The organism is Falsigemmobacter intermedius (assembly GCF_004054105.1).
Classification (GTDB): domain Bacteria; phylum Pseudomonadota; class Alphaproteobacteria; order Rhodobacterales; family Rhodobacteraceae; genus Wagnerdoeblera; species Wagnerdoeblera intermedia.
Genome location: NZ_SBLC01000033.1, coordinates 1 through 25664, shown reverse-complemented (window position 1 = coordinate 25664; position 25664 = coordinate 1). Strand labels below are relative to the sequence as shown.

At 63.4% G+C, this 25664-nt stretch carries 23 protein-coding genes and 1 pseudogene; 9 read left to right on the top strand and 15 right to left on the bottom strand.

The window, feature by feature from the left end; all coding sequences use genetic code 11:
- The first annotated feature begins 409 nt into the window (after positions 1-409).
- The 7 genes from EP867_RS15870 (at position 410) to EP867_RS15840 (ending at position 9449) form a co-directional block, all read left to right on the top strand.
- The gene (locus tag EP867_RS15870; protein WP_206616352.1) at positions 410-1927 is read left to right on the top strand and encodes a M81 family metallopeptidase; all 1518 of its coding nucleotides are present in this window, start codon (positions 410-412) and stop codon (positions 1925-1927) included.
- A gap of 33 nt (positions 1928-1960) precedes the next feature.
- Positions 1961-3541 (top strand): ABC transporter substrate-binding protein, encoded by a 1581-nt coding sequence (locus EP867_RS15865; RefSeq protein WP_128490456.1) that lies wholly within the window; start codon positions 1961-1963, stop codon positions 3539-3541.
- A gap of 77 nt (positions 3542-3618) precedes the next feature.
- The gene (locus tag EP867_RS15860) at positions 3619-4560 is read left to right on the top strand and encodes an ABC transporter permease (RefSeq protein ID WP_128490455.1); all 942 of its coding nucleotides are present in this window, start codon (positions 3619-3621) and stop codon (positions 4558-4560) included.
- Positions 4560-5441 carry an ABC transporter permease gene (locus EP867_RS15855; RefSeq protein WP_128490454.1) on the top strand — a complete coding sequence of 294 codons (882 nt, stop codon included), beginning with the start codon at positions 4560-4562 and terminating at the stop codon, positions 5439-5441. Before EP867_RS15860 ends, EP867_RS15855 begins: the two co-directional genes overlap by 1 nt.
- 3 nt (positions 5442-5444) lie before the next feature.
- Positions 5445-7103, top strand: a complete 1659-nt coding sequence (locus EP867_RS15850) for an ABC transporter ATP-binding protein (protein ID WP_128490453.1) — start codon at positions 5445-5447, stop codon at positions 7101-7103.
- Between the two features lie 16 nt (positions 7104-7119).
- A complete protein-coding gene (locus EP867_RS15845) occupies positions 7120-8301 on the top strand; it encodes a M20 aminoacylase family protein (RefSeq protein WP_128490452.1) in 1182 nt (393 codons plus the stop codon).
- On the top strand, positions 8301-9449 hold the full coding sequence (locus EP867_RS15840) for a M20/M25/M40 family metallo-hydrolase (protein ID WP_128490451.1): 1149 nt from the start codon (positions 8301-8303) through the stop codon (positions 9447-9449). The genes EP867_RS15845 and EP867_RS15840 overlap by 1 nt, the downstream gene beginning before the upstream one ends.
- On the opposite strand, the gene EP867_RS15835 is transcribed toward EP867_RS15840, so the two are convergent.
- Positions 9421-9861 (bottom strand): DoxX family protein, encoded by a 441-nt coding sequence (locus EP867_RS15835; RefSeq protein ID WP_128490450.1) that lies wholly within the window; start codon positions 9859-9861, stop codon positions 9421-9423. The two genes, EP867_RS15840 and EP867_RS15835, sit on opposite strands and share 29 nt — an antisense overlap.
- Before the next feature lie 173 nt (positions 9862-10034).
- On the opposite strand from EP867_RS15835, the gene EP867_RS15830 reads away from it, so the two are divergent.
- Positions 10035-11651, top strand: coding sequence for an amidohydrolase (locus EP867_RS15830; RefSeq protein ID WP_128490449.1), 1617 nt, complete (start codon positions 10035-10037; stop codon positions 11649-11651).
- Here EP867_RS15830 and EP867_RS15825 read toward each other — a convergent pair.
- The 6 genes and pseudogenes from EP867_RS15825 to EP867_RS20315 all read right to left on the bottom strand — a co-directional run bounded on the left by EP867_RS15825 (position 11648) and on the right by EP867_RS20315 (position 16410).
- Positions 11648-14008, bottom strand: coding sequence for a penicillin acylase family protein (locus EP867_RS15825; protein ID WP_128490448.1), 2361 nt, complete (start codon positions 14006-14008; stop codon positions 11648-11650). The two genes, EP867_RS15830 and EP867_RS15825, sit on opposite strands and share 4 nt — an antisense overlap.
- Positions 14009-14217: 209 nt before the next feature.
- Positions 14218-14502 (bottom strand): acyl-CoA dehydrogenase family protein, encoded by a 285-nt coding sequence (locus EP867_RS15820; RefSeq protein WP_206616351.1) that lies wholly within the window; start codon positions 14500-14502, stop codon positions 14218-14220.
- A 5-nt stretch (positions 14503-14507) separates the two neighbouring features.
- Positions 14508-15056, bottom strand: a pseudogene (locus EP867_RS15815) (transposase); the annotation flags it as partial.
- A gap of 163 nt (positions 15057-15219) precedes the next feature.
- A complete protein-coding gene (locus EP867_RS15810; protein ID WP_128490447.1) occupies positions 15220-15498 on the bottom strand; it encodes a hypothetical protein in 279 nt (92 codons plus the stop codon).
- Between the two features lie 3 nt (positions 15499-15501).
- Positions 15502-15696, bottom strand: coding sequence for a hypothetical protein (locus tag EP867_RS15805; RefSeq protein ID WP_128490446.1), 195 nt, complete (start codon positions 15694-15696; stop codon positions 15502-15504).
- A gap of 3 nt (positions 15697-15699) precedes the next feature.
- Complete coding sequence (locus EP867_RS20315) at positions 15700-16410, bottom strand: peptidoglycan-binding protein (RefSeq protein ID WP_164888901.1); 711 nt, start codon at positions 16408-16410, stop codon at positions 15700-15702.
- A gap of 114 nt (positions 16411-16524) precedes the next feature.
- On the opposite strand from EP867_RS20315, the gene EP867_RS15795 reads away from it, so the two are divergent.
- Positions 16525-16764: a hypothetical protein gene (locus tag EP867_RS15795; RefSeq protein WP_128490445.1), complete on the top strand. Its 240-nt coding sequence runs from the start codon at positions 16525-16527 to the stop codon at positions 16762-16764.
- A 494-nt stretch (positions 16765-17258) separates the two neighbouring features.
- On the opposite strand, the gene EP867_RS15790 is transcribed toward EP867_RS15795, so the two are convergent.
- The 8 genes from EP867_RS15790 to EP867_RS19875 all read right to left on the bottom strand — a co-directional run.
- Positions 17259-17549 carry a hypothetical protein gene (locus tag EP867_RS15790; protein ID WP_128490444.1) on the bottom strand — a complete coding sequence of 97 codons (291 nt, stop codon included), beginning with the start codon at positions 17547-17549 and terminating at the stop codon, positions 17259-17261.
- A gap of 62 nt (positions 17550-17611) precedes the next feature.
- On the bottom strand, positions 17612-18043 hold the full coding sequence (locus EP867_RS15785) for a hypothetical protein (protein ID WP_128490443.1): 432 nt from the start codon (positions 18041-18043) through the stop codon (positions 17612-17614).
- 243 nt (positions 18044-18286) lie between these two features.
- Positions 18287-18769: a hypothetical protein gene (locus EP867_RS15780; protein WP_128490442.1), complete on the bottom strand. Its 483-nt coding sequence runs from the start codon at positions 18767-18769 to the stop codon at positions 18287-18289.
- Complete coding sequence (locus EP867_RS15775; protein WP_128490441.1) at positions 18766-19482, bottom strand: hypothetical protein; 717 nt, start codon at positions 19480-19482, stop codon at positions 18766-18768. Before EP867_RS15775 ends, EP867_RS15780 begins: the two co-directional genes overlap by 4 nt.
- Positions 19483-19877: 395 nt before the next feature.
- Complete coding sequence (galE, locus tag EP867_RS15770; RefSeq protein WP_128490440.1) at positions 19878-20891, bottom strand: UDP-glucose 4-epimerase GalE; 1014 nt, start codon at positions 20889-20891, stop codon at positions 19878-19880.
- A gap of 73 nt (positions 20892-20964) precedes the next feature.
- Positions 20965-21738, bottom strand: a complete 774-nt coding sequence (locus EP867_RS15765; protein ID WP_128490439.1) for a hypothetical protein — start codon at positions 21736-21738, stop codon at positions 20965-20967.
- Positions 21735-24827, bottom strand: a complete 3093-nt coding sequence (locus tag EP867_RS15760) for a site-specific integrase (RefSeq protein ID WP_128490438.1) — start codon at positions 24825-24827, stop codon at positions 21735-21737. The genes EP867_RS15765 and EP867_RS15760 overlap by 4 nt, the downstream gene beginning before the upstream one ends.
- Positions 24824-25664: hypothetical protein (locus EP867_RS19875; RefSeq protein ID WP_206616350.1), on the bottom strand; the 841-nt coding region annotated here is incomplete at its 5' end. The genes EP867_RS15760 and EP867_RS19875, both read right to left, overlap by 4 nt.

Genomic DNA, 25664 nt, shown 5'->3' with positions numbered 1-25664 from the left:
GGCTGGCGGGGTCTAACCCTCTCTTCGGTCCCGGGGGCTTGTGGCGGAAGGCGTGGGCAAGGTGATCAGAGCGATGCGGTCGATTGCCTTGTGATGTCGGAGGCCTCTAGGCCGACTGCGTCGCCCTCTGAGCGAGCAGCGGTCAACAGCACCTCAGACGGGCCCTTCGGGGCCCGTTTTTGCATTCCGGGGCCGCGAGCGCCTGAAATCCATCCCCGGGGCGGCAATTTCGCATTGTGTGCAGGCAGTTTCGGAACCTGTTCCCAAAATCAGCCTGAGAGTGAACACGGGCTTGCCAACTCTCGGGCGGCTGCTAGTCTCGCCCTAAGACCTGCACTCCTTTGCTCGCTGGCGCGGCATTGTCTGACGGCTGCGCCTGACGTTCTGACCCGACTTGTGAGGCCTGAATTTGCGTATTGCTGTCGCCGGATTTCTGCACGAAACCAATAGCTTCGCCCCCAACCCGGCGGATCTGACCGCCTTTGTCTCCGGCAGCGGTTATGCCCCCATCCAAAGGGGTGAGGCCATGCTTTCGCGCCTGCGCGGCATCAATCTGGCGGTCGCGGGCATGCTGGATCACGCCGAGGCTGCGGGCTGGGACATCGTCCCGATCCTGTGGTGCGGCGCCGTCCCCTCGGCCCCGGTCACCACCGAGGCCTGGGAGGTGATCAGCGCGGAAATCCTGCAGGGCATCGCCGATTGCGGCCCGCTCGACGGCATTTTGCTCGATCTGCACGGCGCGATGATGACCGAAGATCTGCCCGATGGCGAAGGCGCGCTTTTGCAGGGCCTGCGCCGGATCCGCCCGGACACGCCCATCGCGGTCGCGCTCGATCTGCACGGCAATATCACCCGTGAGATGTTTGATGCCGCCGACCTTCTGGTGGGCTACCGCACCTATCCCCACGTCGATCAGGCCGATACCGGCACCCGCACCGCGGAGGCCCTGGGCGCGCTGATCGCAGCCGGGCGCAGCTGGCATAAGGCTATGGCAACGGTGGATTATCTGATCCCGATCGCCTGGCAGTACACGGGTATGGAACCCGCTCGCGGCCTCTATCAGATGACTCGCGATCTGCCCGAGGGTGTGGCCACCGCCTCGCTCTTCATGGGCTTTCCGGCGGCTGATTTCGCGGGCTGCGGCCCGGCGGCCTTTGCCTATGGCCCGGATAAAGCCGCGGTGGATGCCCATGCCGCCGCCATGGCCGCGGCGGTCTATGCCGCCGAGCCCGCCTTTGCCGGGGAAAGTTTCGCCCCCGAGGCTGCGGTGCGCGAAGCCATGCGGCTCTCGCAGGGCGCGCGCCGCCCGGTCGTGATCGCCGATACCCAGGACAATCCCGGTGCCGGGGGCTCCTCGGATACCACGGGGATGCTGCGCGCGCTGGTGGCCTGCGCGGCGCAAAACGCGGCCATCGGCAATCTGTATGACCCGGCCGCGGCCCAGGCCGCCCATGAGGCGGGGCTTGGGGCTAAACTGCGCGTCACCCTTGGCGGCCGCTCGGGCCTCGCCGAGGATGCCCCCTTTGAGGTTGAGGCCGAGGTTCACGCTTTGAGTGCCGGAAAAGTCAAAGCCACGGGGCCTTTTTACGGCGGCAATGAGATTGATCTCGGGCCCTCGGCCTGCCTGCGGGTGGGCGGTACCGATGTGATCGTCACCAGCGGTATCTCGCAGATGGCCGACCGCGAGTTTTACCGCACCCTGGGCGTGGTGCCGGAAGAAAAAGCCATTCTGGTCAACAAAAGCTCGGTCCATTTCCGGGCCGATTTTGAACCGATTGCCGAAGTGATTTTGGTGGCCACCGCACCGGGTGCGATGCCGCTTTGTCCTTCGGTCCTGCCGTGGAAGCATCTGCGCCCCGGCATGCGTCTGCGCCCGCTGGGGCCGGAGTTTGGCGGGGATGCAACGACATCCACCGCTGCGGAATAACGATAAAACTAAAAACCATCAGGGAGTTACACCATGACTGCGACGCTTCGTCTGCGCGGCCTTCTGGGGGCCACGGCGCTTGCCCTGCTCGGCACTTCGGGGGCCTGGGCCGAGACCACCGTCTCGGCGGTGATGCACTCGGATCTGCGGGTGCTCGATCCGGTAATCACCACCGCCCATATCACCCGTAACCACGGCTATATGATTTATGACGTGCTGATCGCCGAAGATGCCGATCAGAAAATTCAGCCGCAGATGGCGGAATTTACCGTCTCGGACGACAATCTGACCTATACCTTCACCCTGCGCGACGGGCTGAAATTCCATGACGGCGCCGATGTGACGGCGGAAGATGTGGTGGCCTCGCTCAAGCGCTGGCAGCAGCGTGACAGCGGCGGTCAGGCCATGGCCGACCGCACCGCGAGCCTCGAAGCGAAAGGCGCAAAAACCGTCGTCTGGACGCTGAAAGAGCCCTTCGGCCCCTTCCTGGTCACCCTGGGTAAACAATCGGCGGTGCCCGCATTCATCATGCCCGCGCGGGTCGCAGCGACCCCGGCGGATAAGGCGATTGAAGAGCATATCGGCTCGGGTCCCTTCATGCTGGTGAAGGAAGAGTTCCAGCCGGGCGTGGGCGTCACTTACGCGAAATTTGAAGGCTATGTGCCGCGCAGCGAGCCTGCCTCGGGCTATGCCGGTGGTAAGGTTGTCAACGTGGACAAAGTCCGGTGGATCACCATGACCGACAGCCAGACCGCGGTGAACGCGCTGCAGTCGGGCGATATTGATTACCTGGAAAGCCTGCCGGTGGATCTGGTGCCGCTCTTTGACGGGGATGATGAGTTTATTGTCGAGACCCGCGCCTCGCTCGGCATGCAGACCATGGGCCGGATGAACTTTAAGCACCCGCCCTTTGACAATGTGAAAATCCGTCAGGCCGCGCTGATGGCCCTGTCGCAGGAGCCGGTGCTGGCTGCGCTGATGGGCAACCCCGATTACTACAAGATCTGTGGCTCGATCTGGGGCTGCGGCACGCCTTTTGAAGACGCCACCGGCTCGGACAGCCTGACCGGCAAGGGCGATCTGGAGGGCGCGAAAAAGCTTCTGGCCGAAGCGGGGTATGACAATACCCCCGTGGTTCTGATGCAGCCGACGGATTCGCCCACCCTGCGCGCCCAGCCGGTTGTGGCCGCAAAAATGCTGCGCGATGCGGGCTTTAACGTCGATATGCAGGCCATGGACTGGCAGACCCTGGTGGGCCGCCGCGCCTCGCGCGAGGCACCGGCAGCGGGTGGCTGGAACATCTTCTTTACCAACTGGATGCTGCCCGAGATCTCAAACCCGGTCATCAACCCGATGGTGAACGGTCGCGGCGATCAGGCCTGGTTTGGCTGGCCGGAAGATGCGAAACTGGAAGAGTTGAAGGCCGGTTTCATCGCCGCCATGACGCCCGAAGACCAAAAAGCCGCTGCCGCCGCGATCCAGGCTCATGTGCTGGAGCAGGTGATCTATGTGCCGCTGGGGGAATATCAGTTCCCGCAGGCCCGCAGCGCCGGGCTGACCGATATGCTGCCCACCGCGGTGCCGGTGTTCTGGGGTCTGAAAAAGGCTGAGTAATCCGCCCCCCTATTTGCAAGACAAGCCGGGCGGTTTCCCCGCCCGGCCCCCGCAGCACTCAGCGGAGGCGCTCTCGCTTGCTCAGCTATCTTATCCGAAGGATCGTCGCGGTTATTCCCGTCCTGATCCTCGTGTCTGTCTTTGTTTTTCTGATGCTTCGGCTGACCCCGGGCGATCCGGCGGCCATTCTTGCCGGTGACAATGCCACCCCCGAAACGCTTGAGCGGATCCGTCAGCAGATGGGCCTCGATCAGCCGCTGCTGCAGCAGTATTTCCGCTGGGTCGGCGGCATTTTGCAGGGCGATTTTGGCAATTCGCTGATCTCCGGCGTGCCGGTTCTGGAAATGGTGGAAAAGCGCATCGGCCCCTCGGCGGCTCTGGCCATTCTGACCATGATCATCACCATTGTGATCGCCATTCCCATGGGCGTCATCGCCGCCTGGAAGCACCGCACCATTGTGGACCACCTGGTGATGAGCTTCTCGGTGCTGGGGTTTTCGGTGCCGGTTTTCCTCGTCGGCTATGTGCTGCTGCTGATCTTCTCAGTCAAGCTCGGCTGGCTGCCGCCCCAAGGCTATAAGGCGTTCACCGCCGGTTTTGGCCCCTTTATTGAGCGCGCGATCCTGCCCGCCTTTACCCTGGCCTCGATCTATATCGCGCTGATCGCGCGGATGACCCGGGCGGCCATGCTTGATGTGCTGAACGAAGATTACATCCGCACCGCCCGGGCCAAGGGCGTTGGCGAAGGCCGGCTGCTCTTCGTCCATGCGCTGAAAAACGCGGCGGTGCCGATTGCGACCATTGTGGGCGCGGGCTTTGCGCTGCTGATTTCCGGTGTGGTGATCACCGAGACGATCTTCAACATCCCCGGTATCGGGCGGCTGACGGTCGATGCGGTTCTGGCGCGGGATTACCCGGTGATCCAGGCCCTGATCCTGCTGACCGCAACGCTCTACGTGGCGATCAACCTGTTGATCGACCTTTCCTATTCGCTTTTCGACCCGAGGATCCGCTACTGATGATGAGGGATCAGAAACTGACCGAAAAGCCCCTGGCACTGCGGCTTTTGTCGCGCATTTCCCCCGCCCATACCGGGATTGCCCCCTTTATCGCCGGGTTTATGCTGCTCGCCGTGCTGCTGGTGACGCTGCTGTCGCCCTGGCTCGCGCCGCATGACCCGCTGGCCATGGACCCGCTGCTGCGGCTGAAGCCGCCCTCGCCGGAGTATCTGCTCGGCACCGACGGCTATGGACGGGACCTTTTGTCCCGGATGATCCTCGGCGGGCGGATTTCGCTGCTCGTTGGCGTCTCGGCGGCCATTGTGGCGCTGGCCCTGGGCATTCTGATCGGGCTTGTGGCGGGATATTTCCGCCTCGCGGATGCGATCATCATGCGCGCCATGGATGCACTGATGGCCATGCCCTCGATCCTGATTGCGATTGCATTGGTGGCACTGAACGGCCCCTCAATCGGCTCGGTGATCATGGCGATCACCATTCCCGAAGTGCCGCGCGTGGTGCGTCTGGTGCGCGCCGTGGTGCTGACCGCCCGGGAAGAGCCCTATGTGGAAGCCGCTGTGGCGCTTGGCTCCTCAACCCCGAAGATCCTGTTTCAGCATCTTTTGCCCAATACCATGGCGCCGATGATTGTGCAGGGGACCTATATCGTCGCCTCGGCCATTCTGACCGAAGCGGCGCTCTCGTTCCTTGGCGCGGGGATCAGCACGGAAATTCCCACCTGGGGCAATATCATGGCCGAGGGGCGGCAGACCTTCCGCATCAATCCCTGGCTGGTGCTTTGGCCTGGGGTCCTGCTGACCATCTGCGTGCTCTCGATCAACCTGATCGGTGATGCGGCGCGTGACGCCCTTGATCCGCGTATGAAGAAACGGGAGGGCTGAGAGATGCAGCTTCGCAACCGTGACCTGTCGGGCCAGCCCGTTGTGCTGGAAATCCGGGACCTGGTGGTGGATGTCGGCTCCGGCAAAGTGCTGCCGCCGGTGCTGAAGGGGGTGTCGTTTGACATCCGCCGCGGCGAGACGGTCTGTCTGGTCGGGGAATCCGGCTCGGGCAAATCGGTGACCTCGCTTTCAACCATGGGGCTTTTGCCCAAAGGTGCGCTGACGGTGCGCTCGGGGCAGATTGTGCTCAACGGCACTGATCTGCTGGCCCTGAGCCCAAGCCAGATGAAGGCCCGCCGCGCCAAAGATCTGGCGATGATCTTTCAGGAACCCATGACCGCGCTCAACCCGGTGCTGAAAGTGGGCGAGCAGATCGTGGAAGTGCTGAGCCTGCACACCACCCTGAGCCGGGCCGAGAAAAAGGCGAAAGCCCTTGATATCATGGAGCAGGTGCATCTGCCCGATGTGCCGCGCATCTTTGAAAGCTACCCCCACCAGCTGTCAGGCGGCCAGCGGCAACGCATTATGATTGCCATGGCGCTGATCCTGGGCCCTGCCCTGCTGATCGCCGATGAGCCGACAACGGCGCTCGATGTGACCACGCAAAAGCAGATCCTGGCGCTGATTGCCGAGCTGCAGGAAAAGCACGGAACGGCGGTGCTGTTCATCACCCATGACATGGGCGTAGTGGCCGAAATTGCCGACCGCGTCTGCGTGATGCGCCATGGCGAGATCCTGGAATCCGGCCCCATCGCTCAGGTGCTGGCCGCACCTGCCCACAGCTATACCAAGGCGCTGCTGAACGCCGTGCCTTCGCTTTCGCCGCGCCCCTCGCGGCCCGAGACCTCAACCCGGCTGCTGCTTGAGGTCAATGATCTGGGCATGACCTACCGCTCGGGCGGGTTTTTGGCGAAAAAGCGTGAAGTGAAAGCCTCTTACGGGGTGAACTTCAAACTGACACCGGGGCGCACCCTGGGGATTGTGGGGGAATCCGGCTCGGGCAAAACCACCGTTGCCCGCTCGATCATGCGGTTTATTGAGCCGACCGAGGGCCAGATCCGCCTCGATGGTGAAGATATCGCGCATCTTAGCCCGGTTGGCATGCGGCCGCGGCGTAAAAAGCTGCAGGTGGTTTTCCAGGACCCCTTCCGCTCACTCAACCCGCGCTGGACCATTGGCCGGTCGCTGATTGAAGGGCCGGTCAACTACGGCACGCCGAAATCCGAGGCCCTGGCCGAGGCACGGCGGCTGATGAAGGTGGTCTCGCTGCCCGAAGATGCGCTGGATCGCTATCCGCATCAGTTCTCGGGCGGGCAGCGCCAGCGGATCGCCATTGCGCGGGCGGTGATGCTGAAACCCGATGTGCTGGTCGCCGATGAGGCGGTTTCAGCCCTCGATGTCTCGGTCCAGGCTCAGGTGCTGGATCTGCTCGATGAGCTGCAGCGTCAGACCGGCATTGCGATCATCTTTATTACCCATGACCTGCGCGTCGCCGCGCAGATTTGCGATGATGTGCTGGTGATGCAGCGCGGCGCGGTGGTCGAACAGGGCCCGGCCGGTGAGGTGCTGCACAATCCGCAGCACGCCTATACCCGTGAGCTGATTGACGCAGCACCGGGACGTTTTTGGGATTTTGCGGCCCGCGGGCCGCTGGTTGCCTGAGAGGGCGAGGGAAAACATGGCTGTTATTGACTTTATCTCACAAAAAGCCCCCGAAATGCGGGCGGTTTTCGAAGACCTGCACCGCCATCCCGAGATCGGCTTTCAGGAAAGCCGGACCGCGGCGATCGTGGAAAAACTGCTGACCGACTGGGGCTTTGACGAGGTACACCCCGGCGTTGGCACCACCGGTGTGGTGGGCATTCTGCGCGGCAAGGGCCAGGGCAACCGACGCATCGGCCTGCGCGCCGATATGGATGCGCTGCCGATTTTGGAAGACAGCGGGCTGGCTTACGCCTCGCAGACCCCGGGCACCATGCATGCCTGTGGCCATGACGGCCACACTACCATGCTGCTCAGTGCGGCGCAGTATCTGGCCGCCAGCCGCAATTTTGACGGCACCGCCGTCTTCATCTTCCAGCCCGCCGAAGAGGGCCTCGGCGGCGCGCGCCGGATGATCGCCGAGCAGCTCTTTGAGCGTTTCCCCTGCGACGAAGTCTACGGCATGCATAACGCGCCGATGTCGCCGCTTGGCCGTGCGCGTCTGCGCCGGGGCCCGATGATGGCGGGGGCTGCGTTTTTTGACATTACCATCAATGGCAAAGGCGCCCATGGCGCGGCGCCGAACCTGTCGCGCGATGCCCTGGTGATCGGGGCGGAACTGGTGGGGCAGCTGCAGACGGTTGTTTCGCGCAATGTCGATCCGGTCCACCCCTGTGTGCTCAGCTGCACGCAGTTCCACACCGGCTCGGCCTATAACGTCATCCCGGGCGAGGCGAAAATCGCAGGCACCGTGCGCTATTTCAATGATGAGGTCATGGCGCTCGTTGACACCCGCATGCGCGAGCTTTGCGCCGGTCTGGCGGCAGGCCATGGCGTGAGCATTGAGATCGACATTCGCAATGTCTTTAACGTGCTGGACAATGCGGCCGAGCCTGCCCAGGCCATGCTGGATGCCGCAGCCGAAGTCCTGGGGGCCGAAAATGTCTCGGACGACGGCCCGCTGCTGATGGGGTCGGAAGACTTTGCCGATATGATGCGTATCGTGCCGGGCGCTTATATCAACGTCATGCACCCCGGCCCGCAGCCGGTGCACAATCCGGGCTTTGTGCTTGACCCGGAGGTGCTGCCGATCGGGGCGTCAATCTATGCCCGCGTCATTGAAAACCGCATGCCGCTGGCACGGGGGGAGGCGGCATAATGGATCATCTGTCGCTGCCCTTTGATCCGGAAGATATGCTGACCCGTCTGCGTCCCTGGATTGAGACGGAAAGCCCCACCTATGACGCCGCCGCCATGGCGCGGATGGTGAATCTGGCCGCGGCGGACTGCGCCGCCGCCGGGGCCAGCATTGAGGTGATCCCGGGCCGCCTCGGCCTTGGGCCCTCGCTGCGCGCGCGCTTCCCGCATCCTGACCAGGGCAAGCCGGGGATCCTCGTCTCGGGCCACCTTGATACCGTGCATCCCGTCGGCACCCTGACCCAAAACCCCTGGCGGCGCGAAGGCGGCCGGGTTTATGGCCCCGGCATTCAGGATATGAAGGGGGGCAATTTCGTGGCCCTCGAAGCCATGCGCCAGATCCGCCGTGCCGGTCTGCAGACGAAACTGCCGGTCACCTTCCTGCTGACGCCCGATGAGGAAATCGGCACCCCCGCCACCCGCGATCTGATTGAGCAGGAGGCGCTGCAAAGCGCCTGCGTGATCCTGCCTGAGCCCTGCGGTGCGGATCAGTCGGCCACCATCGGGCGCTTTGCGATTGCGCGTTACAATCTGGAAAGTATTGGCCGGCCCTCTCACGCAGGGGCACGCCTTGGCGAGGGACGCTCGGCCATTGCACTGATGGCCCGCAAAATCGGCCAGATTGAGGCGCTCTCGGGCGAAGACTGCACCTTCTCGGTGGGCGTGGTCCATGCCGGGCAATGGGTGAACTGCGTCTCCTCGCGCGCAGAGGGCCAGGCCCTGTCCATGGCGAAAACCGATGCCGATCTCGAAGATGGCATCGCCCGCATGCTGGCGCTGTCGGAAACCGTCAATGATGTGGAGTTCCGCATCACCCGCGGTGTAACCCGCCCGGTCTGGCAGCCAGGTCAGGCAAAGGATCTGCAGCTCTTTGAACTGGCGCGTAAAATCGGCGCGGATCTGGGCTGGACGCTGACCCATAAACCCAATGGCGGCGGATCAGACGGCAATTTCACCGGCGCACTTGGTGTGCCGACGCTCGATTCCACCGGCCTGCGCGGAGACGGTCTGCACACGCTGAATGAGCATGTTTTTGAGGACAGCCTTGTGGAACGCGCCCGCTATCATGCGGGGCTGTTTCTCAATATCGGCCCGGAAACCTGGGCCTGAGCGATCCTGTCGGAGACAGCCGCGCGGATCCCCGACCTGCGCGGTTGTCCATGGCAAAAGCCCCTGGCCCGTGGGTGACCAGCAGCAAAAATACAAAGCAGAACAGGATCGCCGCATCGCCGCCGTTGGCCACCGGATAAAAGCTCTGCGGCGCATGGGCGATGAAATAGGCCGCCGCCATATGGCCTGAAAGCACAAAGGCCACCGGGCGGGTAAAGAGCCCGATGATGATCAAGATCCCGCCCACAACCTCAAGGATCCCCGAGGTCAGCGCCATGGCGTTGAGGGTTTCGGGACCAGGAATGGGAAAGCTGAAGAGCTTTTGGGTGCCATGGGCGAAGTACAAAAGACCCGCGATGATGCGCAACGCCGCCAGCGTATAGGGCCGCAGACTGTCAAGTTGAGTAAACATCTCAAAAATCCCTTAAACTGCACTCAACTCAGCCTGCGCGGCTTTCGGGAGTCCCGCAAGAAATATTGCTAAACCGGCACCCTTTGCCTGCGCGCGGCGAAAAGCTGTTGCCAAAGCGCCCCGCAGAGCGGTTGACTGCGCCATCCACCCGTCCCCCCTGCAGGAGAACCCCGATGCCGGTCGACACGCTCATTACCCATGGCCGCATCTGGCTGGGCAAAGACGATGGTTTTGCCGAAAGCCTCGCCATTTCAGACGGTAAAGTGCTGGCCAGCGGCACCACGGCGCAGATGGAAGCCCTGGCAGGCCCTGCCACCCGGCGGATTGATCTGGCCGGACGTTTCGCCATGCCCGGAGTTTGCGAGGCCCATGCCCACTTAAGCAGCTATGGTGTGGGTCTGCTGCGCGATGTCGACGTCAGCCCCGACAGGGTAAGCGATATGGCGGGCCTGCTTGACCGGATCCGCGCGCGTGCGGCGCAGACGCCAAAGGGCGGCTGGGTTCTGGCCCGCGGCTATGACCACACGCGCCTTGCCGAAAACCGCCACCCCCACCGGAGCGAGTTGGATGCCGCGGCCCCCGATCACCTCGTCTGGCTCACGCGGACCTGTGGCCATATGGCGGTGGCCTCTTCGGCGGTGCTGGCGCAGGCCGGGATTGGCCACAACACCCCCGATCCTGACGGCGGCAGTATTGCGCGCGACGCCCAGGGGCTGACGGGCCTTCTGGCTGAAAACGCGCGGTTTCCGGTCATGGCGCTGCTGCCAGAGCTGACAGTGGCGGACTATGTGGCCGGGATTGAGGCCGGGGGCCAGGATATGCTGCGCTACGGCATCACCTCGCATATGGACGCCGGGGTCGGCATGACCAGCGGCATGACCGAGCTTCTTGCCTATCAGGAGGCCGAGGCCACGGGCCGGCTGCCCCTGCGCAGCACGCTCTGCCTGATGGGCGATAAAGATGTGAATATTTTTGACGAAGCCCGGGCCGCGGGCCTTAAGCCGCAGTCGGGCAGCGATATGCTGCGCTACGGGCCGGTCAAGTTTTTTACTGACGGCTCAGCGGGCGGCTATACCGCGGCCATGTCGCGCCCCTATGAGGGGACGACTTCGACCGGGCTCTTTTGCCTGAGCGATGCGGAATGCGACGCGCTTGCGCGGCGGGTGCATGATGCGGGCTTTCAGATGGCCATCCATGCCATCGGCGATGCCGCCATTGAGCAGGTGCTCAACGCCATGGAGCGCGCCCAGACGGCCAACCCCCGCGAAGATGCCCGCCACCGCATTGAGCATTGTGGCTGGCTGAGCGCCGCGCAGATGGCCCGCATGGCGCGGATGGGCGTTTGGCCCGCCCCGCAGCCCACCTTTATGTATTATTTCGGCGAGAATTATCTGCAGGCTCTGGGGCCGGAACGTTCGGCCTTTGCCTATCCCATGCGGGCCTTCGTCGATGCGGGGCTGAACCCTTCGGCCTCCAGCGACTGCCCGGTCACCCCCATGAACCCCTTTGCGGGCATCGCCAATATGGTGACGCGCAAAACCCGGACCGGCGTGGTCATCGGCCCCGATCAGCGGCTGACCATGGCCGAGGCGCTGCACTGCTATACCGCGGCCGGGGCCTTTGCCACCCATGATGAGGAGCGCCGGGGCCGTCTGGTGCCGGGGCAGTTTGCCGATCTTGCGGTGCTGTCGCAGGATCTGTTTACGGCAGAGCCGGAAAGCATCGCTGCGACCACCTGTGTGATGACGGTGCTCGGCGGTGAGGTGGTCTGGCGGGCCGAGGGGGTTTAACCCCCCGGCTGCAGCACCAGGCGATGGGCCGTTGCCGCCTCGACCGCCGCCTCGGAGTAGAGGAACGGCACATATTCGCCCCGTGACCAGGCCTCAAAGAGGTTGCTGTAATAGGGGCTGCGCCGGTCGCCGGACTGGCCAGGCGCGTTGATGGCGAAGGAATTGTCCCAGTCGCCCACATCGAGCACAAACCGCACCGAGGCCCCGGTGACCACGCGAAAGTCCCCGTCGCGCCAAGCGGCATGCATGACGGTGGCCCCCGATCCGGGCTTGGGCAGCGGGCCAATATCGCCCGCCCCGCGCCCGCTCTCCCCCAAAGCGCGCGAGAGCGGGTGCTCAAAATAGGCGTGGTGCAGATCGCCCCATTTCCAGCGGGTCATATCGGGGCCAAAGCGGCCTTGCAGATCCGCAAGTGCGGCGGCAAGAGTGTCGCGCAGCACCTGGTCACGCCCGGCCAGGGGATCGGTGCCAAAAGCCGCCCCCGGGGCTTCCAGCGCCCGCAGCATGCCTTCCACATCACCTGGATACATCAGGGCACGCAGCGCCGGATCGGCGACAAAAAGGGCGAAAAGCGCGGGTTTCAGGTGGGAATGGAGCCAGACTTCCTGCAAAAGCGCAGCCGCGCTGTCGATCGTCATACGCGCGTCCCAGCCCAGCAGCAGCGCCCGCGCCGCGGCCAGATCCGGCCCGGTATCGAGGCCCGCCAGCAGCGCCTGCAGCCTTTGTGCCGGACGCGACAGGGTGTCAGTCTGTAGCGCGCGGCTCTCAGCCGGGGTATGGGCAGTGGTTGCGTCGAGCACCTGATGGATCCGCTCTGCCCGGCAGTTTTCCAGCCATTCATAGCCGATCTGCCCGCCGCCGCCCGGATGATCCTGCGGGATGTTATATTCATTGGCCGACATCACATAGCCCCGCGCCGGATTGACCATGGCGGGCATCTGATCGAGCGGCACGATCCCCGCCCATTCGTAACTGCCGTCCCCCGGCACGGGGGTCAGCCCGTCCCACTCCGGCCGGATCGGCGTGAAGCCATAGGGCAGCCAGGCAATGGTGCCGGAGGTATCGGCATAGACATGGTTCATCGCCGGGGCGCCAAAGCGGGCAATGCCCTGACGGTATTCCTCAAAGCCGCGTGCGCGCATGGTTGAGACCCCGGCCAGATAGGCACAGGTTCCCGGCTGCCACCAGACCGAGCGCAGCGCAAAGGCGCGGTTCTGCGCCGGCTCGGCCAGCAGAACCGGTCCGTGACGGGTAAAGAGCAGCTCATGCGTCTCGGCCGCATGGCCGCGGATCTCAAAGACCTCCGGGACCACCTCCATCTCTTCCCAGGTATCGGCAAAGCGGTACTGCCGCGGTGCCTCCGGGTTTGTCTGATAGACGTAAATATCTTCCTGGTCCGAGCCGAAAATCGTCGCTGTAAAGGCGCAGGTGCCGTTGTGACCCATGCAGATGCCGGGGGCGGCCGGCTCGCCCGTGCCGATCACGTTAAACTCAGGGGTTGTCAGATGCACCAGATAGCGCAGGGCGGGCACGGCATGCTGGCGGTGCGGGTCGCCCGCAATGACCGGCCGACCGGTGGCGGTGCGGCTGCCCGCCACCGCCCAGTTGTTGGAGCCCGTCCAGGCCGCATCGGCCACCACTTCGGCCAGGCTGTTGACGCGGCGCCATTTTCCCGCCTCGGCGCGGGTGGCCTCGAGCCGGCCCGGATCAAAACTGACCCCCGCTGTGGCCAGTTTGAACACATCGAGCACCGCCAGAGGCACGGTCGCGGTATCAAGGCCCGCGGGCACCTCGGGGGTATGGGCGGGCTCAATGTTTTTGCGCAAAAGATCCGCCTCGGTCGTGGCGCCCTGCAGGATGACACAGCGCAGCACCTCGGAGATCGCATTGCGGGTCAGCGCGTGGCTGCGAATGCGCACAACATCCTCGGCCCGCCACATCTCGGGGGCCGAGCCGGTCAGCGCAAATTCTTCCGGCAGACGCTCCGGCAGGGCGCAGGCCCAGGTGATCCAGGCATTGATCCCGGCCACGAAAGCCTCACAAATCTCCTGCATATCATCAGCATAGGCGCGGTATTCGGTCTCGAGATCGCCGCGATAGAGGAAAGCGCGCGAGGCGATATCCTGTTCCAGAAACCCCGGCCCGAAGGAGGCCGCCAGCCGCCCCAGCCCGCGTTTGCGCCACAGATCCATCTGCCACAAACGATCGCGTGCGGCGTTAAAGCCCTGCAGGAAAAAGCCGTCGCGGGCCGATTGCGCGGTCAGATGCGCAATGCCCCAGCGGTCAATGCGGATCTCCGCCCCGGCCTGAAGGCCAGGGATCGTCAGGGTTTCGCTGGGGGGCAGAAAATCTTTCATCGCAGGCCGCTCTCCGACTGTGACAGGCCGCACCCGGACGGGGGGCCACCAGATCCCCTTTGGGGGCAGGGCTATCAAGGCGCAAAGCCAGGCCCGCGGCAATGATAAATCAACGCAGGCGCTGCAGGGGGCTGGTCGCGCCTGAAAGCTGTGCAAAGAACCGCCCGCCCTGCCGGCGGGCGATCCCTTTCTGCAGCGAAAACGGGGGCTCAGCCCTCGTGACGCGCCTTTGCCTTTTTCAGCTCATGCCGGGCGATGCCGCGCAGATGCACCTCATCAGGGCCGTCAATGAACCGCAGTGCGCGGCCCCAGGTCCAGAGGTAAGACAGGGGCGTGTCGGGTGTTAAGCCTTTGGCGCCATAGACCTGAATCGCGCGGTCGAGCACCGATGTCTGCAGCCGTGCCGCCGCCACTTTGATTTCCGAAACCAGCACATGGGCGGCCTTATTGCCCTGGGTGTCCATCAGCCAGGAGGTGTAGTTGGTCCTGAACAAAGCGTTCAGGAAGCAATAGCCCTTTGAGATCGCGGGTTTTCCATTGCTGCAGTTACCCAAATGGCCGCCATGATATAGGCAAGCCAAAGTCTGAGATGGGCAAGGATCTTGCGGATATTGTGGCCGCAGGCGCAAAGGACCGCGAAGATGGCGTCTCCGGTGGCGCCTTTCAGGGGGCATCGGCTGAGGCGGCCATCGGTTTTCATATGGCCGATTTCAGGCTCGATGGCGCTGCGGCGGCGGAGATCGGCGATGAGCTTTGGTGTCAAGCCGCGCCGCGTGCCGCTGATCAGGACACGGGTTTTGGTCTCGCCGTGACCACGGTAACCGCGATCGACGACTGCCAGTTCCGGGCGCTGATCGGTGAGGATTTCGACCTGTTCTAAGGCCTCGCGCAGCGTATGGCCGTCATAGGGATTGCCAGCGAAGCTGCGCATGCCGAGGATGAAGCCCTCATCCAGGCTGGTGGCGATGCTGACCTTGCAGCCGAACTCATAGCGTACCCGCGCCTTGCCTTTGGCGATGCAGTCCACTTCGGGCGCGTGCAGGGCATAGCCTCTTCAATTTGACGCGCGCGCGCATGGTCCTCTTCTTTCTGCTTTTGAGTCGTGTCCGAGATGCCGGAGCTACGCCCCGCGCGATGAATGCCGATTGCCGCCGCCAGAACGGCCCCCACAGCCGCGAGCCACGGCCAGACAGTTAAGAGTAGCGCCCGCATCATTTGGCCCGTGGATTGAGCGTGTAGGGCCGCACAGAGCCTGCGCGCTGCTGCGCGATGATGAGGGCGAAGAGCGGCGACATACGCAGCATCCAGCCCTCGATAACCACCACGTCGAGGCCGAGCATCCAGCCCGCCAGCGTGGCGACCGGCGGCACCAGTTGAGGATCTGAAAAAACTGCCGCCGCGAGCCATGTGACGACATCGAGGACAATGAGCAGGGAAGGGAGGATGCCGAGCCAGAAGCTGCGGGTCCGCCCGATAAAGATCGGTCGCATGGATCAGACCTCCTTTGCCACCAGGGCGCGCACAGCGGCATCCTTGGCTTCGAGCAGTTTGCGCAGGGCAACGGTGCGCTCCGGGTTGCGGGGCAGGGTGTCCACGATCTGCTGGGCGAGATCCCCGAAGGGCTTGCTCACGGCCTGCAGGTGCGGGGGCAGATGGGCCCAGGCGAAGAATTGGAGGATATGCTCCATGGGTCAGGTCTCCATTTCCGGGATGAGGGCCGCCCATGTCAGGGGGCCGATGATGGCGTCAGGGGTGAGGCCGGCGGAGCGCTGGAAGGCGCGCACTGCGGCCTCTGTGCGGGCTCCGAAAACCCCGTCAGGCAGGCCGGGGTCATAACCCTGCGCGGTGAGGTGGATCTGTGCCTCTGTGACCGCCTTGCCGCGCGCGCCACGGCGCAGGGCAGGGTAGGCCGGGGCAGGGGTCAGATCGTACTCACAGGCCAGCGCGAGATCGGCGATCGCAGCCGCCTTGTCAGTGCCGTTGATGATGCGCCGCGCGCCCAGGTAATCGGTGCGGCCCGGGCGGATATAATCGGCCAGCTTCTTTCCGGTGAACCATCCCTCTTTGGAGCCGAGCACCAGCACCTGTGCGGCAATCACCGGATCAAGTGCGAGATCCGGATTGGCGATCAGATCCACTTTGAGCGCCGAGCTGGCGCGCAGATAGTTGCGCTCCCAGGTGAGCTGAGAAAACCCGCGCCCATACCACGGGTAGTAGCGCAGGCTGCGCCGGAAGCTCTCCGCGCGGGAGCCGAGGTAATAGCCCTCTTTCACCGGCAGCAGGGTCGAGTTGGTTTCCCAATGCGCAGTCGCCAGCACATAGGCAGTCTGCGGGATCGAGAGGCCATGCGCCTCACAGGTTTCCCGGATCAGCCGTGTGTGGCCGAGATTGTGATTGAGCATAAGGGCTCCATTGAAAAAGCCCCGCCGGAAAGATCCGAACGGGGCTGCGGAAAGAGGAATTGTTTACAGGTGCACAAAAACTGATCATTTTCAGATCAGAGGGGGGAGGACAGCATGCACCACGCGTCTGAAGTTATTCTGATCGGATACGGCGAGCGCACCTTTGGGGAGGTGCTGGTCGGTCAAATCAGATTGTCAGGCGAATGGTCAGCTCCGAGCTCAGGCGGCTTTTTCTTCACGCCCGAAGGAAAAGATCTGCCCGTCGTTTGGGCAAAATCCTTGGAGGGGTTCTATGACGGCATTCTGGACTGGCATGCCGATCTTACAAGAAACGCTTCCAGAACAAGAGGCTAAGCTTGTACGCTTTTGTGAACTGCACAGCAGTGAAGGTATGCTAATCTGCTCAGATCAACTGGTTATACGCGCATCGCGTCACAGATGACTTCGGTCCTGTCACAACATGCTACGAGCCAGATGTGATGGGACAGGGCGTCTTCAATGAAGGCGCCTTGTTTCGTTAAGGCTTCCCTTCTTTGAGGGAATTGCGTGAAGAGTTGAAGTGAGGTCCATACTGCCCGGTGCCCCTGAGCTTTTCCGGGGAGAACATTTTAGCGCCCTCAGCGGCTTACTAACCTTAAATTAACCTCCAGGGATCAACCTATGTCTGCCCAGGAATTCCGTCCGTTCGTATGCAGCTGCGGACACCAAATGCGTTTCAACGCAAGCCGATGCGGCTATTGTCACAAGCCCACGCCCCTGAAGAACAGGTCGGCGGTTTGGGTGGTCGCTGTAGCAGGGATTTCTCTACTGGTGCTTATGGTGGTCCGCGCTTTTAACTGAGACAAGCCTCAAGGCTTGCGCCACTCCTTCCATAGCCTGATTGCTTGGCTTGGGTCGTTCACTGCGATCAGCAGCCAGCGCATGACGCCCTCAGCCGTCAGGGTGACAATGGCGGCCGCCACGGCCAGCGGCACGCCGAAGACTTCAGCCGCATATTCAGCCCCTACGAGCGCGGTGCCCACCGCCACCAGCAGCGTGGTAATGACCTGCCAGGCACCGAGCTGAGAGCTTGTTTTAATTTTGACCAGAAGCGCGACGGCGACCGCGATCCAGAAGTCGAGAGATTTGAAGTCGGTCACAGCACCCTCCGCGCATGAAAAAGCCCGCGCGCGGCGGGCGTCAGGTCAGTTTGTCGGCTCGGTCAGAGCGCGGCGGCGGATGTGAAGATCGCAATGAGATCCTCGGTCGACTTGCCCTCTGCAGCCGCCAGCGCGGCCACCAAAGGATCGGTGGGCACCACAGAGAAGGGCCGGATCGCACGAAGGCGGGCGATGGTGCGCTGCTCTGCCGGGAGCGCGGCAATCATGGCCTCAACTGAGGCCGGCAGCGCTCCGGAGATCCAGGCCACGCCCTCGGTCTCTGTGAGCATGCCCGCGCCGATCAGCGCCGCGATGATCTGGGCGTGAGAAACGGGCGACAGGGATGCCAGTCGTTCTTCGGGGGGCATCCGGCTTTGCAGATAGTCATCGAGGGCCTCCTGATTGATCGGGGCCGCATCTGCGGGGATCAGATGGTCCTGCGATCCGTCTTCCGGAAAGCCGTAAACCTCATTGTCGTACATGTAATGCTTCATCAGTAATGCGTCCTCACTTCAACGGTGGCGGTGCCTTCCATTTTGTATTGCCACCCCGGAGGCACGATGCCTGAAGTGGAAGCGTGGCTGTTGGACCAACCCCTGCCGATAAGCCCCCACCCTGCCGAAGATCCCGACCTGGTATAAAGTTCTACCCATCCTTGAGCTGTGGATGTCGCGTTCATGTCCACAAACAGGGGGCTGCTTGAACTGGGGTTAGTCATTACGACGCCTGCGTTCATGTTAAAATTTGCGACGACCCCCATAAACGCAGGCCCCCCCCGCGCCAATTGCGGCCCGCGCTCCTTCTGCCGTAGTGGCTCCGGTGCCGCCTTTGCTTAAAGGGACTACGCTTTCTGTAGCGACAGCCCCCGCACCGATATTATCCCGCGCCTGCTGACGCTGCGCGTTGGTCAATGATTGTGCATCATAGGAAAGCGCGGCGATATTGTCCCTGATCTGTTGCTTTTGCCCGCTGGTCAGGGTCTGTGCAGCGTCATGGCGAAGAGCCGCGAGGCGGTCCGCGAGATCGACCCATGCGGTATTGGCGTCATTGCGGATTTTGAGCACGCCGGTTGCGGTGTCCAGCCACAGCAGACCTGCCTGCGGAGACGCTGGCGCAGTCGGCCCGCTGTTGAGGGTGAACGCACTGTCGAGCGCGTTGTTGAAGCCCTCCCGGACGGCGAGGCCGGATCCGGAAGGGACTGAGCGGGGATGCTGGCTCATGCTGCCACCTGTTCTGCTTTGACGCGCAGCCTTGAGACGATCGGCGCGACGTCGGGTGATCGGGATGTAAGGATGGCGCGGGCCTGAACGCCGCGCGCGCGGTACTCGCCTGCATCGAGGCGGGACCATGGGGACCAGACCGGGGATCCGGACGGGTCGTCTGTGGTGATGCGGACCTGCATTTCGACGTCACATTCGACGTCCGCCATAGCGTCCCAGCTGAGCCAGCTGTCGACGGTGCCGGCGCGCTGATCCCAGTCGTCGTTAAGAACCAGCGGGGCCAGTTCGATCACGGAGCGCAGCCGCACCAGCCGAGGGGTGGCCCAGGCAAGCGTGGTGGCGAAGGTATAGACCCCGCGCGCTGAAACCCCATAGGGATAATCCCAGGAGGTCAGCGCATCCGTGTTCGGTACATCGTCGAAGATACCAACGTCTGCGAGCGTCAGGATGCCGTCTGCTGCGACAGTGCCGTCATGCGCGCCACTGAACTCATCGTCGGCCTGCAAAAGGCCCGCATCCGCAAAGCCGACAGCTGTCGCACCATCCGAAAAGAGCGCGGTGACCGGCCCCAACTGCCCGGAGGCGTCAATAGGGCGGACGAAGTAGACCCCCGGCATGAGTGGCACGACTGCAATCGTCGTATTGCCCTGCACCTCATCAAGGCTGACGGTGTTTGACCACGCCGCCCCCGCAGAGGCGGCGTGGCGGATCATGATGCGGCCGCCGCAGCGCACATCGAGGCGGAAAACCACTTAGAAATCGCCCAGGACCTGTTCAGATAAGCTGAACCTCCTCTCATGATGATCATATCCGATAACCCGGACTTAACGACATCTGAAGTATTGCGCTCATTATTGACATATTACGACCATTGTATATCTTTTTTTTGTTAAGCTGATAATTTACTATTATCGGACATTTTGGCATAGTTAGATCTTTGGGGTGCGGACGAAAAGTTGGACTATCGAGGAGATAGTTCATGTATAGCTATGAAGAGCGGATGAGGGCGGTGGCCCTCTACATCAAGCTGGGCAAACGATAGACTCCTGGCACGGTGGATGGGATCACAGACATTACCAATGGGTCTCAAAAACGCTTCAGGTTGCCGTCAGCTGCGGTAGCCCGTTGGGTTCTGCGACTGCCACTTCCAGGTGGTTTCGCAGATCTCCGTGAGGCCCAGATCCGCCTGCCAGTTCAGCAGGCGGCGGGCTTTGGCCGGATCGGCGTAATAGGCCGGAAGATCGCCCGGACGGCGCGGCAGCACCTCAAAGGGCAGATCGCGCCCGCAGGCCTTTGAAAAGGCTGTCAGCATCTCGCGCACGGTGATGCCCGCGCCGGTGCCGATGTTGAAGGCCTCTGCCTGACCGGGGGCGGGGCTGTAGCTCAGGGCTGCGATATGGGCGCGGGCAAGATCGGTGACATGGAGATAATCCCGCTCTCCGGTGCCGTCGCGGGTGTCGTAATCCTCGCCAAAGATCCCAAGTTTTTCGCGCCGCCCCACCGCCACCTGGGCGATAAAGGGCATGAGATTGTTCGGAATGCCCTGAGGGTCTTCACCGATCTGCCCGCTCTCATGGGCGCCGACCGGATTGAAATAGCGCAGCAGAACCCCTGAGGCGCCGGGCGTGGCCCGCGCCCAGTCGGTGATGACCTGCTCTGCCATGCGCTTACTGCGCCCGTAGACGCTGGTCGGCGCGAGGGGGTGGCTTTCATCATAGGGCAGGTAGGCCGGATCGCCGTAGACCGTGGCGGAGGAAGAAAACACCACCTTCCGGCAGCCCGCCGCATCCATGGCACTGAGCAGAGAGACCGTGCCGCCGACATTGGTGGCATAGTAGCGCAAAGGCTCTGCCTCTCCCTCGCCCACGGCCTTCAGGCCTGCGAAATGCACCACCGCTTCGGGGCGGAAGTCGCGCAGAATGTCGGTCATCCGCGCGGTGTCGCAGACATCCGCCGTCTCAACTCGAAAGCTGCGCCCCGCCAGCGCCTCCACCCGGCGCAGAGCCTCGGGAGAGCTGTTGGCGAAGGTTTCGGTCACGCAGAGGTCATGCCCCTTTTTGAGCAGCTCCAGCAGCGTATGGCTGCCGATATATCCGGCCCCGCCGGTCAGAAGAATGCGCATGACTTCCCTTAGCATGTTTACCGGCTGCTAAACGCAACCACCCAAATCAAATTGTCAACGGCTCCCTGTCTTCTCAGCCCTGCTCCTCCCCTTGTGAGGACAAATCCACCACCCAGCGGATCTGCCCGGCCGTTCCGATAAGGCTACGCTGCAGTTCTGTCACCTCCCCGGCCGCGCGCCGGAGGAACGTGACGCTCACCACCGGTGGCGCGCCCTCCCTTTGCGGCTCCCCACTGAGCCGGATCACCTGCTTTCCATGGCTTGTGGTCATCGGCAGATATTCCTGCGGGCGGCCGTTTGTCGGCCCACAAAGCAGAAGATCGTTCTGTCCTGCGTCGAGGCAGATCTCATGGGTGCCCCAGCGGTGGGTCCGCTCCAGGAACTCCATCAGCTCTTCCGGGTACCAGCCGCAAAGTAAGGGCGCCTCCTCCAGATCGCGCAGCGGGTGGCGGGACAGGAACTCATGGCGAAGTCGTGGATCTTCCAAAAGATCACGGTAAGGCCCGGAAGCGGCAAAGCGCTGAACAGAAGGATGTGCCCTGAGATCGCGCAGAGCCTGAAGCCGCAGCATCATGGGGAAGAGCGCAAACTTCTGACGTTTAGGAAGTTCCTCCGGGTCATGGGCTCCGGCGATCACCATGCTAAGTTCGGGAAGCGGCTCCCGCTCGGATATCCAGAGCGCGGTCATCTCAGCGCTGAAGACCGGCAGTTCTTCCAGCCGGCAAAAAAGATCAAAGCTGACTGGCGTGAGATGGAGATCATCGCAACGGGCGCGCTCATAATCAAAGCTCTGCCGTGTGCCGTCCGGCCGCTCAAAGGTGAAGGAAGGTCCTTTCTTCAGGTTCATTCGACCGCCTCCGCATCCCCTGCCCCCTGATCCGGGGCAAGCTGCAGCCAGATCGCTGCGTAATGGGCAGCGACGGTGACCACACCGGCCCATGACCCGGCAGGACGGGGCCCCTGCTCCGCCACATTCGGTGCCATCAGCCGCAAGCGGACCTGAACGCTGCTGCCGCGAGCAACGCGGCGTGCGGCACGCTGCATCTCGTCCGGCCGCACGCCCTGCCACAAGAGCTCCCGTTCGCGGCGCAGATCAGGGTCGATCTCGGGCGAGACCCGTTCAAACTGCCAGCGCCCGGCCGGGCGCAGCTGCACCGCAAGCGCAATCCAGGCGGAGGCTTCTGCGGGGTCCCGGAAGGTCACACCCGCATTGGTGCGCGACGCCTGCGACAGCGTGCTGCGGATCCAAGAATAAACCGCCTCCGGCTGATCAGCAGCGAGATCGATCAGTTGCGCGGCGAGATCGAGTGCCTCGTCGCGCTTCGGCTTGGGCAGGGAGGCAGGGAGCAGACGCCCCTCGTCACCCTTGTTCTGCAGTCGCAGCTCCCCGCGCGCAGAGCGCAGCGCGGACCAGCGCTTTGCCACTCTGGCAGTTTGCACAATGAGATCTTCCGGCAATGAGGCCGCCGCTGCGGCCCGCGGGAGCGCGAGGCCGCGGTCCAGGCAGTCGAGCGCAATCCGTAAAGCGTGAAGTGCCGCTGCACTGTCCTGAAGCGAAGGCCATGTCCTTTTGCTTTGATCGCAAGGCATCTCCTCCGGCTCGGGCAGGAGCTGGAACAGCCTTTCTGCTGCAGGGCCGCTCAGGTGATCTGCAGGCAGATCCTTTTGCTCCCCGGACGCGCAGGCCTGCCAGATCAGCAGATCTGCGCAGGTGACGTAATGCAGGAAGGTGGTCTCCACACTGCCGTGGCCGGCAAAGCGGGCAAGTGCTTCCCAGCGTTCACGTTGAGAGACACCAGCCACCGCCTGCACCACGGCGCGCCGTTCCTCGGAGGTCCAACCGGTCAGACGTTGCGTGAGCGCCAGAGCCGGTGCGCGCACCTCGCCCAGAGCGAGGGCGATGTTGTTCAGCGCCGTGCGCCGCAGATCATGGGCCGAGACCATGCTCAGCCCACTCGCCCCCCGCAGGGCTACGGCGATAAGCCGTCCGGTCGCAAGGCGATCGAGCGGAGCGAAGGTACCGTCCGGCTGCAGGATCCCGAAGAGCGGCCCTGCAGGGCTCAGACTGCGCCGCCACGCCAGCCAGTCTGAGAAGAAGGCCCGTTCCTCTCTGGTCATCAGGAGCATTGGCCGGATCTGGCGCAAAGCATTGGGGGTTTTGTTGGTGCCAAAGCGCGAGCTGCGGATGAAGAGGGTTGCCATCTCTTCGGGCACCGGTGTGCCCTCCGGGTTCTCAAAATGCGCGGCCAGTGCTTTGCAGACCTCCCCGATACGCAGCCCGCAGCGCGCCATCAGCAGGAAGGCCGCCTGCAGCGTGCGTGCGAGATCCGGCGGCAAGCCGAAGGCGCTGGCGAGGGACAGACGCGCAGTGGTGAGATCCCGGAAGGACAAAAGATTGGCCCGCACCCGCAGCGCAGGTGTGTCGCCCTCCATAGAGAAGGTCTCCGGATCGATTTTCGGGAAGTTCCATGCGCTCATGGCGAAGGCATGCAGGCTGCGCAGGCGTCTGGCGAGATTGCGCCGCTCGGCGGGACTGCGGGGATCATCCTCGAGGATCTCACCATAAAGATCTTCCAGATCTTCGGCCGCGAGGTCACGTAAAGGAAGATCCTCAAGATGCAGGCAGAGCCGCAGGCCCAGGGTGTCGTCATAGCGCTCCACGCTGGAGGGCCGCAGTCCTTCGTTTTCCAGCAGATGGAGATACCAATCGCTCAGAAGGCAGAGCACATCCGGCCAGTCTCCCCCGGTGCGTGCCGCCCGCAGATCGCGGGCCAGATCGCCCGGCCTGCGCCTGCGGGCTGCAGGGCTCTCCTCTGCGCCCTCTTCCTCGGAGCGGATGTCATGAAGCGCCATATAGAAGCGCAGATAGCCCTCGCTTTGCAAAACCGGATGCGAAAGCCGGGTGACGCGGCGCTCGGGCGGGGCTGTGAGCTCCCGGCTCCAGGCGGCGGGGCTTTTGCACAAAGTCTCGCCCGCAGTCGCTCCCCCGGTCAGAGCCCGCGCCCATGTCTCAGGTGTCGCGGCAAAGCTTTTGATCCGCCGCTGCGCCAGACCCGTCAGCAGGTGATCGGGGCCGTTCTCTTCGGCTTCGCGCAGCAGCGCCGCGCCGCGCAGCAGCTGCGGCAGGCGCAGGGATGGCGGCAGTGCCTCGCCAAACGCCTTTGCCAGCGCTTCGGGAACCGGATGATCGGGACGCAAGCTCTGGCGGGCGGTGGTCGGCAGGTTCCAGAAGAGCGAGATCAGCCGCAGGGTCGGGGACGCGGGAAAAAGCCGCCGCAGGGCATAGAGCCCTTCTGCGTCTTTGCCACTTGCCACACTGAGCGCCCGGGACCGGCGCGCAGAGCTGTGGCTGCGTTCTTTGAGATCCAGCCAGACGGGTACATCCTCCGCGCGGTAAAGAACGGTCTCCTCGCTCAACAGGCTCTGCGCAAAGAGCTGCAGATGCGTGGGGGTGAGGCAGGCGCTCTCAAAGAGCGCGGACGCCAGACAGAGGCCAAACAGCTGATCCGCGGAGGCCTGCCATGTGAGCCCCTCCTCCCGGATCTTCCAATACTGCGCGCGCAGCCGCCGCGCTTCAGCGGCGAACTGCAGGTCCTCCAGCCGCCAGTTGTCGTCTTTGGAATAAACCGCCGTGATGGCACCGGGGGCGGCAACGGGGGAGGAGCGGCTGCGGGCGTTATGGCGGTCCACCAGATCCTGCAGAACGCCGTTCATGCCCGCTGCCTCAGAGCGGCTTCGGGCCTGACGCAGGATCTGCCCCTGCAGCTCAAGAAGCTGGCTATGGGCTTCAGCGGGGACCGGCAGATCGGCACGCAAAAGCCACGGTGCGGCGGCGGCGATCAGATCCTCTGCGCGGGCCCGCAGCAGAGTGCGGCTCTGCCCGCGGGCGCGCGCCCGGGCCTCACGTCCGACAGGGGAAGCAACAGGATCTGTCACAGCGGACTCTCCAGAGCGGTGATGCCATGATCTTCCAGCATCAGATCAATCTCCCCCGCCACTTTGCGCAGATCCCCGATCCCGAGGCCGGAGGCCGCCTTGAAGGGAAGTTCTGCATAATGGGCGTGGCCCATCCAGGCATCGATGAGCTGGCCGTCCACCCGTGAGGTCAGCGCCGAGCGCAGGAGATGTCGCGACCAGTTCAGCGGCAGGCGTAAGAACCGCTGAAGAAGAACTCTTTGCGTGGCCGTGCTGAGTTCCGTGACGCGGTCCTCATCAGAGAAGAGGAAGAAGAGCGGTGCCTGCGCACGCGGGTCGGCGGTGAGCGCGGCCTCAATGCGCGTTTCAAGGCTGGGGAGCTGATAGACACCAAGCACAGTCTGGAGCCTGCGCAGATGATCACACCAGTGCCGGAGTTGCTGTTGCGCCGCCTGCGGCAGAACCAGCACCCGCGCACCGCGTTCGCCGGAGGTGGTTTTGTCGCTGATCCAGATCAGGCCCGTTGCCAGATCCATATCCCCGAGCCGCTCAAAGGGGCTGCCAACCGGACGATGGCCGGTGGCGAGATAGAGCAGCATCAGGGTGTAGCCCGTATAGAGGTTATGCGCGGCAACAATCTCCGACGGAGCAGGGCTTGATACTGCTCTGACCTCTGCCAGCTCCCTCTGCTGCGCGCCCATCACGGTGGCAAAGAGCGTCATCGGCAGGGCGATGCGCGAGCCGTAATCCCCCGGGGCCTCCGGGAAGGGGCAGAGGCGGGTCCCGAAGTGGGCGAGCAGATAGCGGCGATGCCACCAGATCAGCTCGGACCGGCGCAGACGGGTGTAGTGAAGCTGA

Bases quoted from the DNA above. Each gene is read 5' to 3' on its own strand.
- EP867_RS15805 (WP_128490446.1), bottom strand. From the start codon at position 15,696: ATGGAGCATATCCTCCAATTCTTCGCCTGGGCCCATCTGCCCCCGCAC.
- galE (WP_128490440.1), bottom strand. From the start codon at position 20,891: ATGCGCATTCTTCTGACCGGCGGGGCCGGATATATCGGCAGCCATACG.
- EP867_RS15845 (WP_128490452.1), top strand. From the start codon at position 7,120: ATGGCTGTTATTGACTTTATCTCACAAAAAGCCCCCGAAATGCGGGCG.
- EP867_RS15765 (WP_128490439.1), bottom strand. From the start codon at position 21,738: ATGAACCTGAAGAAAGGACCTTCCTTCACCTTTGAGCGGCCGGACGGC.
- EP867_RS15840 (WP_128490451.1), top strand. From the start codon at position 8,301: ATGGATCATCTGTCGCTGCCCTTTGATCCGGAAGATATGCTGACCCGT.
- EP867_RS15855 (WP_128490454.1), top strand. From the start codon at position 4,560: ATGATGAGGGATCAGAAACTGACCGAAAAGCCCCTGGCACTGCGGCTT.
- EP867_RS15785 (WP_128490443.1), bottom strand. From the start codon at position 18,043: ATGAAGCATTACATGTACGACAATGAGGTTTACGGCTTTCCGGAAGAC.
- EP867_RS15810 (WP_128490447.1), bottom strand. From the start codon at position 15,498: ATGCGACCGATCTTTATCGGGCGGACCCGCAGCTTCTGGCTCGGCATC.
- EP867_RS15775 (WP_128490441.1), bottom strand. From the start codon at position 19,482: ATGATCCGCCACGCCGCCTCTGCGGGGGCGGCGTGGTCAAACACCGTC.
- EP867_RS15865 (WP_128490456.1), top strand. From the start codon at position 1,961: ATGACTGCGACGCTTCGTCTGCGCGGCCTTCTGGGGGCCACGGCGCTT.
- EP867_RS15830 (WP_128490449.1), top strand. From the start codon at position 10,035: ATGCCGGTCGACACGCTCATTACCCATGGCCGCATCTGGCTGGGCAAA.
- EP867_RS15825 (WP_128490448.1), bottom strand. From the start codon at position 14,008: ATGAAAGATTTTCTGCCCCCCAGCGAAACCCTGACGATCCCTGGCCTT.
- EP867_RS15780 (WP_128490442.1), bottom strand. From the start codon at position 18,769: ATGAGCCAGCATCCCCGCTCAGTCCCTTCCGGATCCGGCCTCGCCGTC.
- EP867_RS15835 (WP_128490450.1), bottom strand. From the start codon at position 9,861: ATGTTTACTCAACTTGACAGTCTGCGGCCCTATACGCTGGCGGCGTTG.
- EP867_RS15795 (WP_128490445.1), top strand. From the start codon at position 16,525: ATGCACCACGCGTCTGAAGTTATTCTGATCGGATACGGCGAGCGCACC.
- EP867_RS15850 (WP_128490453.1), top strand. From the start codon at position 5,445: ATGCAGCTTCGCAACCGTGACCTGTCGGGCCAGCCCGTTGTGCTGGAA.
- EP867_RS20315 (WP_164888901.1), bottom strand. From the start codon at position 16,410: ATGCTCAATCACAATCTCGGCCACACACGGCTGATCCGGGAAACCTGT.